We start from the raw sequence: 14415 nt of genomic DNA, 5'->3' as shown, positions 1-14415 counted from the left end.
ATGGCGCCCTTCAAGTTTCGAGTCAGAGCGGACCTCATGGCGTTGCCGACCCTACGGATCATCGGTTTCATTATCGGCATCTTCCTCATTACGCTGGCGATCAGCATGGTCATCCCCATGGCCACCCTGGTGGCCTTCGAGCGGGCCCACGAAATCCCCTCTTTCCTCTGGGCCAGCACGATCACCTTCGTCGCAGGCCTGGCCCTGGTCATACCGGGGCGGCCGGAAAACGTACAGCTGCGTCCGCGCGACATGTACCTGCTGACCGTCAGCAGCTGGGTGCTGGTGTGCATCTTCGCCGCCCTGCCGTTCCTGCTGACCCAGCGCATCAGCTATACCGACGCCTTCTTCGAAAGCATGTCAGGCATCACCGCCACCGGCGCGACCGTACTCAGCGGCCTGGACACCATGTCCCCTGGCATCCTGATGTGGCGCTCGCTGCTGCACTGGCTCGGCGGCATCGGTTTTATCGCCATGGCCGTGGCGATCCTGCCGCTGCTGCGCATCGGTGGCATGCGCCTGTTCCAGACCGAATCTTCCGACCGTTCGGAAAAGGTCATGCCGCGTTCGCACATGGTCGCCAAGTCCATCGTGGCGGTCTATATCGGCGTCACCGCACTGGGCGGGCTGGCGTTCTGGGCTGCCGGCATGAGCATCTTCGATGCGATCAACCATTCGATGTCGGCGATTTCCACCGGCGGTTTCTCGACCTCGGACCAGTCCCTGGCCAAGTGGACTCAACCGGCCGTGCACTGGGTGGCCGTGATGGTGATGATTCTCGGCGCCCTGCCATTCACCCTGTATGTAGCAACATTGCGCGGCAATCGCCGGGCACTGATCAAGGATCAACAGGTCCAGGGTATGCTCGGCTTGCTGGTGGTGACCTGGCTGGTACTCGGCACCTGGTACTGGGCGACCACCCAGCTGCACTGGCTCGAAGCCCTGCGCCATGTGGCGCTGAACGTCACTTCGATAGTCACCACCACGGGCTTTGCCCTGGGCGATTACAGCCTGTGGGGCAATTTTTCCTTGATGCTGTTCTTCTACCTGGGCTTCATCGGTGGCTGCTCGGGATCGACCGCCGGCGGGATCAAGATCTTCCGTTTCCAGGTTGCCTATATCCTGCTCAAGGCCAACCTCAATCAGTTGATTCACCCGCGTGCGGTGATCAAGCAGAAGTACAACGGCCACCGCCTCGACGAAGAGATCGTGCGCTCGATTCTGACCTTCTCGTTTTTCTTCGCCATTACCATCTGTGCGATCGCACTGTCCTTGTCCCTGCTGGGAGTCGACTGGATGACCGCACTGACCGGTGCCGCCAGCGCCGTCTCCGGTGTCGGCCCGGGGCTGGGCGAGACCATTGGCCCGGCGGGCAACTTCGCCAGCCTGCCGGATGCGGCCAAGTGGATTCTGGCGCTGGGCATGCTGCTGGGCAGGCTGGAGATTATTACCGTGCTGGTTCTATGTATGCCGGCCTTTTGGCGCCATTGACCTGCGCCCCTGCGACTGACCCGACCAGCCGCGCCCGGTATTCGCCGGGCGTGGTATCGAACCAGCGGCGAAACGCCCTGAAAAAATTGCTCGGGTCGGCAAAACCCAGCAGGTAGGCGGTTTCCAGCAAGGTCATGTTGGGCTGGGCCAGGTATTGCTCGGCCAATTCGCGACGGGTGTCATCCAGCAGTGCCTGGAAGCTGGTGCCCTCGTCCTGCAACCGACGTTGCAAGGTCCGCTGGGACAAGTGCAGAGATTGCGCGACCACTTCCCGCTTGGGCTCACCCTGGGGCAACAACCGACACAGTACCTGCCGAGCCTTGTGCGTCACCCGGCTCTCGGAAAATCGCGCCAGGTACTCACCGGCAAAACGATCATGCAACAACGCCATCGCCTCATTGGCCGTCGGCAGTGGCGCCTCCATGTCTTCTCGCTCGAAAATCAGCGCGTCAAAGGGCGCGCCGAACACCAGCGGTGCGTGAAACGCCACTTTGTAAGGCTCTACATCGACCGGCTGCTCGCCCTGCACCAGAACCCGCCGCGGCTGGATGACCCTGCCGGTCAGCCAACTGCACAGGGCCAGCGCACATGCCAGAGAGGCTTCGGCGCTTTGCCGGGTCGGAGGCAGATGATCGCCATGCACCGTAAGAATCAGCGCATAGCCCTCGGGTACCAATTTGAATCTCAAATCCGAGCTTTCGGCGATGATTCGCTGATAACGCACCAAGCGATCAAAACCCTCTTTAAGGGTCCGACTCGACATCAGCGCGTAGCCCACCACATGAAAAGACGCCGGGTGCACGACCCTGGCCATGTTCAAGCCGATGGCCGGATTGCCCGACAAGTGCACCGCCAATTGCCACAATCGCGTCATCGAATCCTGGGTGAACCGCGCATCGGGATCATTGAGTGCCGAGAAATCCAGGCCCAGTTGCTGGAACATTGCCCGACAATCCAGCCCCTCCAGTTCCAGCGCCTTGACGATACCTGTCGCCCAACTTGCAGAAGTCGTTCTTTCGCTCATGGCCGAAATCTTCCCCTGGTCGCTGCCGCAACCAATCTCCCAAGGATAGTAATCTGGCGTCCAATGTCACTGGCCGTTGCTGCTGTTCACTCTAGACTTAAAGCAGGCTCCACGCCGTGCATCTTCAGCGGGAAATACAAGCATTGAGACTGTAGTAGTGAAAAATACCCAGCGCTTCAACAGCTTCGCCGAGTTCTACACTTTTTACCTGGCCGAACACAGTAATAGCACCTGCAGGCGACTGCACTTTGCAGGCACCAGCCTTGTGCTGGCCCTGCTCGTGTACATACTCGCGACTTCCAACTGGCTATTGTTTCCGGCCTTGCCCGTCGCCGGTTACGGCTTCGCGTGGGTCGGGCACTTTTTCTTCGAGAAGAATCGCCCGGCCACTTTCCTGCATCCTCTTTATAGCCTGATGGGTGACTTTGTCATGTACCGCGACATGCTGGTCGGCAAAGTATCGTTCTGAATACCTGAATGCGCGCACGGCACGCCGTCCTGCCAGAAACTCGTCGTGGTTCCCGGTGACATAGATCACCTCCGTCCTTGCCCAAGCTTAGAAGCAACCGATTAACGCTCTGTGACGGCAAGGCGGCAGTTGGATGACGGTCGCACCGGCTGGCAACGTGTAAACTTGCGCCAGCGCTCCCCCGCCATACGACAAGGATTGCAATGAATCACCGAACCGCCCTGGGTGCCCTGCATATCGGCGCACTGTTCTTCGGCCTGACCGGGGTCTTCGGCAAACTCGCCAGCGCCTCCCCCGCCATTATCGTCTTCGGCCGTGCCGCCTTCGCTGTCCTGGCATTGGGTGTGTTCGCCCGTTTTGCCCGCATGGGCGGCTGGCAACCCTTGCATACCCGTGACTGGCGACGCCTGTTGCTTAGCGGGTTGCTGCTGGCCGGCCACTGGGTCAGCTTCTTCATCGCGGTGAAGGTGGCGGGCGTCGCCATCGCGACCCTGGGCTTTGCCAGCTTCCCGGCCTTTACCGTGGTCCTTGAAGGGCTGATCTTTCGCGAACGCATCCGTGCCAACGAGATCCTGCTGGTGGTGCTGGTCAGTGTCGGCCTGATCCTGGTCACCCCGGACTTCGACCTTGCCAGCCAGGCCACCAGCGGCCTGCTCTGGGCGATCGCTTCGGGCCTGCTGTTCGCGTTGCTGTCGCTGACCAACCGGGCCAGTTCCGGCAGTATCCCGGCCGTACAGGCAGCGCTGTGCCAGAACGCGGTGGTCGCCCTGTGCCTGCTACCTGCCGCGGCACCCGCATTGAGCTCGGTGCCGGCCATCGACTGGTTGTGGATCGGGCTGCTCGGGGTGTTCTGTACCGGCGTGGCCCACAGCCTGTTCGTCGCCAGCCTGGCGGTGATCAAGGCGCGCACCGCCGCCGTGGTCTTTGCCCTGGAGCCGGTCTACGGGATCGGCATGGCCTGGCTGATTTTTGGCGAAACGCCCACCCTGCGCATGCTGCTGGGCGGTGCGTTGATCATCTTTGCCATCGTACTGGCCAGTAGTTTGCCAGCCAGCTCCAGCAGCAAAAAAGCGGCGGCGCAGGCTTCGCATTAACGATCGTTGTGGCCCAAGTCGCGCTGCGGGTCGATCTGGTCGCGCACCCGCTGCTTGAGCACCTTGGCCTCGGGAAAGCCGCCATCTTCCTTGCGCTCCCAGATCTGCACCCCGTCGCAGGTAATCCGGAACGCCCCGCCCGTGGCCGGTTCCAGCGCAACCCGGGCCAGGTCATCGGAGAAGGTGCTGAGCAGTTCCTGGGCCAGCCAGGCAGCGCGCAACAGCCATTGGCACTGTGTGCAATAGGTTATGACAATTTCCGGTTTGCTCGTGGACATGGGGTAACAGTCTCCTGGGAAGGGGCAACGGTGAGATGACTATAATATCGACCTTTGCCGCTTGCCCGAGATTGATGATGCGTCGCCCGTTGTCCTGCCTGTTGTTGCTCCTGCTGCCCCTGACCCTGCACGCGGCCGAAATGAACCCGCCAAAGGTCGGCCTGGTCCTTTCCGGCGGCGCAGCTCGCGGCCTGGCCCATATCGGCGTGCTCAAGGCCCTCGAGGAACAAGGCGTGAAGATGTACCTGAACCTGGGGCAGACTTTTTAGTTTCCAACGGGCCCAGGTCCCAGTCCGCTTCCATCGACAGGTCGTCGAGATTCAACCGGAACCCATCGCACGTCTCGGCTGGAGCCGCAGCGACGGGTGCTGCCAGTTGCCGTGGCGAGGGGGCAAGCGGGTCCTGCAGTGCAAGTGCAATGAAGCCTGGCTCAAGCAGATTCGCCTCTGGCTCCGCAGAGCTTTTGCCCTGTTGCATCATGGCTGATGGCTGCACCGGGTCTGCTGGTGCAGCAGCGGACAGCGACGGCGCAACGGGGGCCGGCTTCGGTGATTTTGCAGACGAAGCCTGCATTGCCTGGCGATGACGGCGCATCAACGCCACCACGACCAACAGCAACAAGGCAGCACTGCCCCACAGCATGCCAGTAAAAGCCGTGCTCTGCTGCTTCTCTGCCTCAGCGGATTCGCGGGTCGGCGCGACTGGCGGGACAGCGCTCGGGGGAGTGGCAAGAGCGGCATTGGATGCTTTTATCTGAGCCAGCTCGGCCTGAAGCTCGAGCACCTTCTGGTCCTTGTCGGCAAGGGTGGCCTTGAGTGCCTTCAGCTGCACTTGCCGATCGGCCACGATAGCCTGCAGTCGTTGGCTCTCCGATTCAGTGATTGTCGGCTTTAATTGTTCGGCAGCAGGTAGCCGCGGCTGGGCGGCCGCTACGGGTTCACGCTGAACTTCGGGGTCTGCAGCAAGAGTGGGTGCGCGAAGCTGCGCAGCACTCCCCGGCGGATCCAGCAGGACCGTGTACTGGCGCAACAGCTGCCCATTGGGCCGGTCCAGCCGCACCAGAAAAGTCAGATAAGGTTCAGTGACGACCTTGCTGGAAGTCACTTCAATAATTGCGCGATTACCCTGCACCTTCGGGGAAAAGTGCAGGTCGTTGAGCACGTAGGGACGATCGAGGCCGGCACGGCTGAATTCATCGGCACTGGCCAGGCCTGCCGACAGCTCGCTCGGGTCCAGGCCTGCCGCGTCCAGCAATTCTATCTCGGCCTTCAGCGGCTGGTTCAGGCTCGAGCCGAGCATGATTTCACCCAGCCCCAGGGCCGACGCCTGTGGCACCTGAAGGAGCATGCCAACCAGCATCATGGGCAGCAGCGACGACTTCAAAACTCAGGACTTCTCCAGATTGGCCAGAATACGTGCGTGCACCCGCATGGTGATACGCAACTCTTCCTCGTCGATGCCATTGAACAATTCCACCCGCAACGCATTGGCAATGGTTTCGATCTGCTCGATCAAGGGTTTGGCCGAAGGGCTCAAGAGGATCTTTTTTGCCCGCCGGTCCTCCAGTACCGCCTGCCGGCGCACCAAACCCTGAGACTCCAGGCTGTCGAGCAATCGCGCCAGCGTGGGACCTTCGACGCCAACACTCTGCGCCAGTTCACGCTGCGTGGGAGATTCTTCGAAACGCGCCAGGTGCAACAGTACCAGCCAGCGTGCCTGGGACAAGCCCAGGCCGGCAAGACGCCGGTCCAGTTCGGCACGCCAGCCCCGGGACATGTGGGCCAATTGCATCCCGAAACGGTGTTGGTCAATCAACGGCATAGCAAACTCATCATCAGAACTAATTAATAGGCAGCTAACCATGCCCCTGCCTCAGAGGCAAGACTCTGCCTGGATACTTTGTCTGACAATAGTTAGAAATGATTGCAAACTGCCCCTTCAGAGTTCGAATTCAGACTGCAGGGCTGCGCGCACACAGTAAAGGACGCCTTCTGGCACTCGGCCGACGAACTGCTCGGCAATGGCGGCAACCGGCGGCAACTCGCCTTCGCCATCGAGAAATGCATCCTGCACTTCCCCCAGCAGATCTTCGGGCAGGTCCAGTGCCTGCTCCAGTGACAACTGCTGGCGGCCAATCGCTTCGGCCAACAGGCTGTAGACGTTTTTTTCGCTGCACTGCAATTGACCGGCAATTTGAATCGGCGTCATGCCCGCGCGGGCCAGGCTGATCAATTCGTGGCGCAGGTCGGCCACCACGGGCTGCGCTTGGGTAGCGCCACCGAGCACCTGCAGGAATGCTGCGCCGTAGCGCTCCAGTTTGCGCGCACCGACACCGCTGACCCGCGCCATCTCCGCCATGGAGCCTGGCTGGCTGCGCAGCATTTCCAGCAGGGTCGAATCCGGGAAGATGACATATGGCGGCACCGCATGTTCTTCGGCAAGCTTGCGCCGCAGGGCCCGCAGGGCTTCCCACTGTTCGCGCTCCTCGCCGCGGACCAATTGGCTGGCGGGGCTGCCGGAGCTGCTCTTGGTGCTGGTCTGCGGTTTGAGATCACGACGCAATTCAAGAGCGACTTCGCCGCGCAACAGCGGCCGACAGGTGTCGCTCAGGCGCAGGCCGCCGTAGCCTTCCAGATCAATGTCGACCAGCCCGCGAGCCACCAGTTGGCGGAACAGCGATCGCCATTCGGCTTCGCTGCGGGCTTTACCGACACCGTAGACCGATAATTTCTCGTGACCGAAATTGCGTACCTTTTCGTTGTCCTTGCCGAGCAGGACGTCGACCAGATGCCCCACGCCGTAGCGCTGGCCTGTACGGAAGATGGTCGACAGGGCCTGCCGCGCCGCTTCGGTGGCATCCCAGGTCTGCACGCCATCGATGCAGTTGTCACAGTGACCACAGGGTTGCGGCATGTCTTCGTCGAAATAGCCAAGCAGGGACTGGCGACGGCAACGGGTTTCTTCGCATAGCGCCAACATGGCATCGAGCTTGTGCTGCTCGACCCGCTTGTGGCGCTCGTCGCCTTCGGAGTTCTGCAGCATCTGCTTGAGCATCACCATGTCCTGCAAGCCGTAGGCCATCCAGGCATCGGCCGGCAGGCCATCTCGCCCGGCCCGGCCAGTCTCCTGGTAATAGGCTTCCAGCGACTTGGGCAGGTCCAGGTGGGCGACGAAGCGCACGTTGGGCTTGTCGATGCCCATGCCGAAGGCGATGGTCGCGACCATGATCAGGCCTTCTTCATTGAGGAAGCGCTTCTGGTTCGCCGCCCGCGTTTCGGCGGGCAGGCCGGCGTGGTACGGCAATGCTGGAAAACCCTGCTCGCAAAGAAAGACGGCGACATCATCGACCTTCTTGCGCGACAGGCAATAGACGATCCCGGCATCGCTGCGCCGCTCGGCGAGAAACGCCAGCAACTGCTTGCGCGGCTGCTCCTTGGGCACGATGCGGTAGAAGATATTCGGCCGGTCGAAACTCGACAAAAAGCGCTCGGCGTCCTGCAAATGCAGGCGATTGACGATTTCTTCACGGGTTCGCTTGTCGGCGGTGGCCGTCAGGGCGATCCGCGGAACATTCGGAAACAGTTCAGCGAGTTGCCCCAATTGCAGGTATTCGGGGCGGAAGTCGTGCCCCCATTGCGACACGCAGTGGGCTTCATCGATGGCGAACAAGGCGATGTCCAGGCCCTGCAGGAAGTCCAGCATGCGCGGCTGCACCAGGCGCTCGGGGGCGAGGTAGAGCATCTTGACCTCGCCGTTGCGGATCTTCACGGCCAGATCGCGCTGTTGCTCGGCGCTCAAGGTGGAATTCAAGGCCGCTGCGGCTACACCCAGCTCTTCGAGAGTCGCGACCTGGTCGTCCATCAAGGCGATCAGTGGTGAGACCACCACGGCCAGGCCCTCGCGCAACAAGGCCGGGACCTGGAAACACAGGGACTTGCCACCGCCGGTAGGCATCAGCACCAGGGCGTCGCCACCACTGGCCACGCGTTCGATAATGGCACCCTGGCGGCCACGGAAACTGTCGTAGCCGAAGATGTCTTTAAGGACGCGTTGAGCCTGTTCGAGCATATAAACTCCAAAAATCGCAGAACCATCCTTGCCACAGGCTGGATGAAAACTTTCCTCGCCGCACGAAAAAGTGCGTAAGCGACCTTTGCAAAGCCCGTTTCGATACAGGGACTTGCAGCAAAGGCGCGGCATTATACCCGAGCGATCAAGGGCGCAGGGCGTCGGCGACGGGCCGTCGGCAAGTGCATTGTTCACCGCACAGGTGGCGCAGAGCCCTCAACAAGGCCTAGAATTCACTATCAAATATTCCCCAAGGTAGCCTTTTAATGTCCTTCGCTGAGCAATTACACCGCCTGCAAGCCTTCCTCGACGCCGACGAGCTGCATGATGAGGCGCTGGACTATGTTGCCGCTCACGGCTACCTGACCGCATTGTCGATCTGCTCGGAAGCCGTCCCGGAGCGTGAATGGATCGACGCCCTGTTCGCCGAAGAGCCGCATTACAGTAGTGATGCTCAACGCGAGGAGATCGAAGCCACCCTGATCCTGCTCAAGGCCCACATTGCCCGCCAGTTGGCCAGCGATGAAGAGTTCGAGCTGCCGTGCGAACTGGACCTGGGCGAAGACCCGGACGATTCGGACCTGCGTGGCTGGTGCATCGGCTTCATGGAAGGGGTCTTCCTGCGTGAAGCGGCCTGGTTCGAAACCGCCGAAGACGAAGTCAGCGAAATGCTCCTGCCGATCATGGTCGGCTCCGGTCTGTTCGACGAACAGCCAGAGTTCTCCGACATCGCCGCCGATGCCAACCTGATGGACGACATGATCGTGCAGATCCCGGAAGCACTGACGGCCCTGTACCTGCTGTGCAATGCGCCCGACGAGAAGCCTGCGATACTCAAGCCTCGTCATCACTGAGTCTGCGCCGATGGCGCCGGACACGGCACACCCGAACCGGCCCCGGCTGCTGCGCTACGTCCTGCTGAGTATCGGCTGGCTGAGCGTGGCATTGGGGGTGATCGGTATCTTCCTGCCGGTATTGCCGACAACGCCTTTTCTGCTCCTGGCCGCTGCCTGCTTCGCCAGAAGCTCGCCGCGGTTCTACCATTGGCTGACCAGCCACCCCCGCCTGGGCCCATGGATCGCCGGCTACCTCAGAGGCCAGGGCATACCGCTCAAGGGCAAGGTCTACGCCATTGGCCTGATGTGGCCGAGCATCGGCCTGTCCTGCTACCTGGTACCGCTGCCCTGGGCACGCGGGCTCATGCTGACCACGGCAGTGCTGGTGACGATCTACATCCTGCGGCAAAAGACCTTGCGACAACCGTTGCACAAACAATCCTGACACGGTGCCTGAGCTCGAGATCGCCGGGGAGTCCCTTCGGGACTCCAGCGCAGCCTGGCGGCAGCGGCTACGCCGACCGCGGTGAGCCGAACACTTGTAGCCGCTGCCGAAGGCTCGGTGCGCCGCTGCGACGCTGGAGCCCCGCAGGGGCTCCCCGGCGATTTTGAAACCCTACGCCTGCGAACGCGTTATCAGACCGTATCAACCTTCAGCGTATGGTCATTGAGCATTCCGTTGATAATGGTCGCCGTATCGGCCCCTGCAGCGACCACCCCGCCGGTACCGGCTGTCACGCCATATTGAGCAGCCAGGTTGACCCCCGCCAGGTCGATGGTCTGGGTCGGGCTCGCCCCCGCCACCGCACTGACCTCGATGGTCGAGACCACGTCACTGCCGGTACCGGTGACCTTGAAGTGCAGGTAGTCATCCAGGGAGGCCGATGACGCATTCTCGCCCTGAAGCAATTGCGACAGATCCAGCCGATCGGTGCCCGGGGTGAAATCGGTCACCCGATCATGGCCGCTATTGCCCGGCTGCCACTGGAAGACATCACTGCCCGCGCCGCCGGTCAGGGTATCGTCGCCACGCCCGCCGATCAGTAGGTCGTCGGCACCGAGCCCATCGAGAATGTCATTACCCAGCCCCCCATTGATGACATTGTTGCTGCCATTGCCGGTGAGGGTGTCGTTATGGCTGGAGCCCATCAGGTTCTCGACCGACAGCAGCGTATCAAGCCCTGCCCCAATGGTGTTCTGCTGCCCCGCCAACGATAGATTGACGCTCACCGCGGAACCGGCATTGGCATAACTGGCGGTATCACTGCCGTCACCGCCATCGATCAGATCATTGCCTGCCCCACCGATCAGCAGATCGTCGTTATTTCCACCGTGGAGTTGGTCATTGCCTTCCCCCCCGCTGAGCACGTCCTTGCCGTCGCCGCCGTCGAGGATATCGTCGCCATTGCCAGCCAACAGGGTGTCGGCGCCTGCGGTGCCCGTCAGTGAGTTGCCAGCCTGGTAGCTGATCGTGACATCGCCGACGGCACTGCCATTGTGACCATCGCTGACGCTATAGGTGCCGTGTGCATCCGGTGTGTTATCCGCCCCGCTGTAATCGATGGTCATCGTCAACCTGTAGGCTTCGGCGTTGTTGGTGTTACCGATGGGGTTGCTCACGTTGCTGACATGTATGGTGTAACGCCCGCCCTCTTCGGCAAGGAAGTCCGAGCCGCTGGCGATCGTGTGATAGCTGCCATCGGCCAGCTTCCAGGCCATGCTGATTTTGTCGCCTCGGTCATGGCTCAGAGCAAGCCTTTCACCCTTGGCCAGGTCAACGGTGATGTAGTCCTCGCCATTGGTGGCGCCCACCTGTCCCAGATAACCACTGACGATCAGGGCAGCAGCCATCGACCCGGCCGGGCCTTTGAAATCGCTGCGATCGAGGTCCTTGAACAGTTGGCTGCTCGTACTGCCGAGGCCATTGAAGCCGATGGTGGGCTTATTGTTGCCCACCGATAAGTCGGCCCCCTTGGCCTCCCAGCCGGTAGTGAACGTAGTCGGCGTGGCACTCAACGGGTCGCCATTGGCATCGCTGTCATTGGCCAGCAGGGCTTCGGCCGGAACGCTGATTTGCGACGACAACAGATTGGTGATGATGTGGTCGGCACCTGCCACCGGCGCTGCATTGGCGTTGACGTTGATCACCAGCTGCGCGCTGTCCAGGTCGCCATCGTTGTCGCTGGCCACGAAGCCGAAGGTTTCCTTGATCGCCGAGCCGGTGGCCTTGGGCGGGGTATAGGTGAATTCCCCGGTATCCATGTCGACCTGTAGCGACCCGCCGCTGCTGCTCTTGACGTTGAAGGTATTGGTGGATGTATCGAAGGCCCCCTTGTCGATGCCGCCGGTAGCCGAATACGAGCCCGTATTGCCATTGCCCTTCGGATCGTAGGTGTAGGTCGTGCCATCGATGATCAGTGACTTGATGAAGCCGCCGTCGGCACCAAAGGTGCCGCCACTCATCAGGCTGCCGGTAATCGGCGAGCCCTGGACAGTGCCGGACAGCACCTGGCCCAGCGCATTGAGGTCGGTCACTACCGTTGAATCGGTATTGGTGCCGGTACTGCCATCGTAGGCCAGTGGATTGAGTTTGCCGCTGTCGCTCCCTTCTCCCAGGCCGATCGCGTACGACTTGATGTCGTTGGCCTCGAGGAATTTCTTCCACTGGGCTTCGTCCTTCGTGCCAATGGCGTGGCCCGAGGTCGGAATACCGTCGGAGAAAAAGTAGCCGATGTTCTGCGCGCCAGCGATTTTGCCGGCCGTGTCGAAGGCATCCTGCCCCGCATCGACGGCGGCGTCATAGTTGGTGTCGCCATAGGCTTCAAGGTCGCTGATGATGTTCTTGGCGTCCGCGACAGAAACCCAGACTGAGCTCTGCTCCTGCGCATGAGTGCTGAATGTGACGATCTGGACCTTCACATCACCCATGCCCTCGTACTTGTCGAGCAAGAGACCGATGGTCTCCTTGGCCAGTTCCAGCCGTGACAGATCCCTGACGCCGGAGTCATCGGCCATGCTGCCCGAGACGTCAATGATCAACAGCAAATTGGAGTCCACCTGGTTCGCGGTCACCGAGCGCTCGCTGGAGATAACCTGCGGCCGATCGTCGAAGCAAGTGTTCTGCACGTCAATGGTAATGGTCGTGGTGCTTTTGTCCCCATCGGCATCGCGGATGGTGTAGGTGAACACGTCCTTCGCACCTGCGACGCCAACCGCGTCCGGGTTGGCGTGGTAAGTGGCATTGCCCTGGGCATCCAGGGTCAAGGTGCCGTATTTACCGTGCACTTCGGTATTGAGCGAGCCGCTGGCATGGGTCGAGGTGTTGCCGCCGGCCCGCACGCCGATCACCACGTTGCAGCCAGGGTCGTCGGCACCCAGCGTGTCGTTGTGCAGCACATTGCCGCTGATGCTCTGGCCCTCGTCAACCTCTGCCCAATCCGCGCGGGCCTTGGGCAGATCGTCGACGATATTGACATCAAGCTTGCCGCTGGCCGAACTGCCATCGGTATCGGTGGCGACGACGTTGAAATGCTCGCTGAGGGTGTTGCTGCCATGGCCATTCGGATGCTTTTCATTGTCCAGCAAGGTGTAGCTGTAACTGACCACGCCGGTGGTCGGGTTGTAGCCGGTGATGGTGAGGGTATTGCCCAGGCCGGTCTGGATCGATTGCGGGAAACCCTGCGCCACGCCGCCGCTGATGACGTTGATGCCGCCAACGGTCAGGCTTTGCAGGCCGTCGGCAGCGGTCACGGTGAAGGTGCCGGACTGGGTCAGTGCCGCCGCATCAGGGTCGCTGCCATTGCAGAGGTTCTGCTCGTTGACCGTCAATTCCCCACAGGCGACATTCAGCCCTTTGATTATGACCGGGTCATTGTTGTTGTGGACTTGCAGCACGAGGTCGGCGGTGCTGGTGTCGCCATCGGCATCCCGAAGGGTGTAGGTAAAGGTCTCCGCCCCCTTTGCGCCGCCCTGCAGGGCAAGGAAATCGGGGTCCGCGCTGTTCAGGGTATAGGTGTAACTGCCATCGGCAGCCAGCTTCAGGGTGCCGTAGGTGCCGATATAGGTGCCGGGGGTGATGGGGTTTGCGAGTCGGTCGGCGCCCTGGACATCGTTGCTGAACACGTTGCCGGTCAGCGTCGTCAGGTTCTCGGAAGCCACGTGCGCATTCGTATCGTCGATGGCATTCGGAACATCGTCGACCACATTGATGTCCAGCGAGCCGTTGGTCACATCGCCATTGGCGTCGCTGGCCACGACCTTGATGCTCTCGCTGACGGTGTTGGCACCGTTGCCTGCCGGATGAGTGTCAGTAACCGCCAGGGTGTAGTAGTAGCTGACCACTCCGGTCGCGGGGTCATAGCCGGTAATGGTCAGCGTATTGCCCAGGCTGGTGGTGATCGACTGGCCGACACCGCTGACGACCCCGCCGGTGATGACATTGATGCCGCCGACGTTGAGATTGAAGACCCCGTCCGGGGCCTTCACCGTGAAGGTACCGACCTGCGTCAGCGTTCCAGGGTCTTTAGCCGAGCCATCCGGGAGATTGGCCTCGTTGACCGTCACTTCCCCCCCCTCCATTGCCAGGCCATCGAGGGTTACGGGATTGTTGACCACAGGGGGAGCGGCCTGCTCTGGCAAGTGGCTGTTTTCAGCGACCCAACGGTCGGGGATATCGGCAGTGCCGTTCAAGCCCGCCGTCGGGAAGCCGATGACGGGGTCGACACGCCCGCCCACCTCGCTGAGCATGACGACATTGTGCCCGCCACCGGCCGCGGAGCCATTGCCGCCGGGGCCTGCTGCCGTCGCTTCGGCCTCCTGGGTGGGGTCACCGCCTGCGGCAATGGCCTTCTGGATCTGCTCGACATCTGTCAACTGATCCTGGCTGGGCGGGGCGGCGTCCGTGTTGACGGCAGGTGGTGCACTCTTGGCAAGCAGATCGGAGGACAGATGCAGGCTGCTTTCGCGGCCCAGGGTCAGCTCTGCGCCATTTTGCAGATGAACCGCGACGGCACCGGTCGCACCGGTTTCCAGTTGTTCGCCGGCAAACAATCGGTCGCCCTCGACCAGCGCGCGACGGGTGCCGTCGTTGGCCACTGCAAACACCTGGCCGAGCACTTTACTGACCACGCCGATTAACTTAGCCATGCGCATTTCT

Annotated in this window: 11 protein-coding genes and 1 pseudogene; 6 read left to right on the top strand and 6 right to left on the bottom strand. The window is 61.5% G+C overall.

Going from position 1 to position 14415, the window contains the following annotated elements:
* Window positions 1–36: 36 nt before the first annotated feature.
* Window positions 37–1491: a TrkH family potassium uptake protein gene (locus NVV94_RS07080; RefSeq protein WP_258446508.1), complete on the top strand. Its 1455-nt coding sequence runs from the start codon at window positions 37–39 to the stop codon at window positions 1489–1491.
* Here NVV94_RS07080 and NVV94_RS07075 read toward each other — a convergent pair.
* Window positions 1448–2515 carry an AraC family transcriptional regulator gene (locus tag NVV94_RS07075; protein ID WP_258446507.1) on the bottom strand — a complete coding sequence of 356 codons (1068 nt, stop codon included), beginning with the start codon at window positions 2513–2515 and terminating at the stop codon, window positions 1448–1450. The two genes, NVV94_RS07080 and NVV94_RS07075, sit on opposite strands and share 44 nt — an antisense overlap.
* A gap of 157 nt (window positions 2516–2672) precedes the next feature.
* On the opposite strand from NVV94_RS07075, the gene NVV94_RS07070 reads away from it, so the two are divergent.
* Window positions 2673–2984 carry an Mpo1-like protein gene (locus tag NVV94_RS07070; protein WP_258446506.1) on the top strand — a complete coding sequence of 104 codons (312 nt, stop codon included), beginning with the start codon at window positions 2673–2675 and terminating at the stop codon, window positions 2982–2984.
* Between the two features lie 203 nt (window positions 2985–3187).
* A complete protein-coding gene (locus tag NVV94_RS07065; protein ID WP_258446505.1) occupies window positions 3188–4078 on the top strand; it encodes a DMT family transporter in 891 nt (296 codons plus the stop codon).
* Here NVV94_RS07065 and NVV94_RS07060 read toward each other — a convergent pair.
* Window positions 4075–4356, bottom strand: a complete 282-nt coding sequence (locus NVV94_RS07060; RefSeq protein WP_258446504.1) for a SelT/SelW/SelH family protein — start codon at window positions 4354–4356, stop codon at window positions 4075–4077. The genes NVV94_RS07065 and NVV94_RS07060 overlap by 4 nt on opposite strands.
* Window positions 4357–4433: 77 nt before the next feature.
* Here NVV94_RS07060 and NVV94_RS07055 point away from each other — a divergent pair.
* A pseudogene (locus tag NVV94_RS07055) lies at window positions 4434–4598 on the top strand (patatin-like phospholipase family protein); the annotation flags it as partial.
* On the opposite strand, the gene NVV94_RS26690 reads toward NVV94_RS07055, so the two are convergent.
* The 3 genes from NVV94_RS26690 to recQ form a co-directional block, all read right to left on the bottom strand.
* Window positions 4567–5718: a hypothetical protein gene (locus tag NVV94_RS26690; protein ID WP_309304281.1), complete on the bottom strand. Its 1152-nt coding sequence runs from the start codon at window positions 5716–5718 to the stop codon at window positions 4567–4569. The pseudogene NVV94_RS07055 and the gene NVV94_RS26690 overlap by 32 nt on opposite strands.
* A 24-nt stretch (window positions 5719–5742) precedes the next feature.
* On the bottom strand, window positions 5743–6177 hold the full coding sequence (locus tag NVV94_RS07045; protein WP_258446503.1) for a MarR family transcriptional regulator: 435 nt from the start codon (window positions 6175–6177) through the stop codon (window positions 5743–5745).
* A 117-nt stretch (window positions 6178–6294) separates the two neighbouring features.
* Window positions 6295–8424, bottom strand: a complete 2130-nt coding sequence (gene recQ / locus NVV94_RS07040) for a DNA helicase RecQ (protein WP_258446502.1) — start codon at window positions 8422–8424, stop codon at window positions 6295–6297.
* Window positions 8425–8690: 266 nt separating this feature from the next.
* On the opposite strand from recQ, the gene NVV94_RS07035 reads away from it, so the two are divergent.
* Both NVV94_RS07035 and NVV94_RS07030 read left to right on the top strand, forming a co-directional pair.
* A complete protein-coding gene (locus NVV94_RS07035; protein WP_258446501.1) occupies window positions 8691–9278 on the top strand; it encodes a YecA family protein in 588 nt (195 codons plus the stop codon).
* 10 nt (window positions 9279–9288) lie between these two features.
* Complete coding sequence (locus NVV94_RS07030) at window positions 9289–9705, top strand: YbaN family protein (RefSeq protein ID WP_258446500.1); 417 nt, start codon at window positions 9289–9291, stop codon at window positions 9703–9705.
* Window positions 9706–9896: 191 nt separating this feature from the next.
* Here the strand turns inward: NVV94_RS07030 and NVV94_RS07025 are convergent, their stop codons facing one another.
* A complete protein-coding gene (locus NVV94_RS07025; protein WP_258446499.1) occupies window positions 9897–14405 on the bottom strand; it encodes a retention module-containing protein in 4509 nt (1502 codons plus the stop codon).
* Between the last annotated feature and the right edge of the window lie 10 nt (window positions 14406–14415).

The organism is Pseudomonas sp. LS1212 (genome assembly GCF_024741815.1).
In the GTDB taxonomy this organism is placed as follows: domain Bacteria; phylum Pseudomonadota; class Gammaproteobacteria; order Pseudomonadales; family Pseudomonadaceae; genus Aquipseudomonas.
The sequence above is the reverse complement of the archived record's forward strand: the minus strand, read 5'-3'. Positions and strand labels throughout refer to the sequence as shown.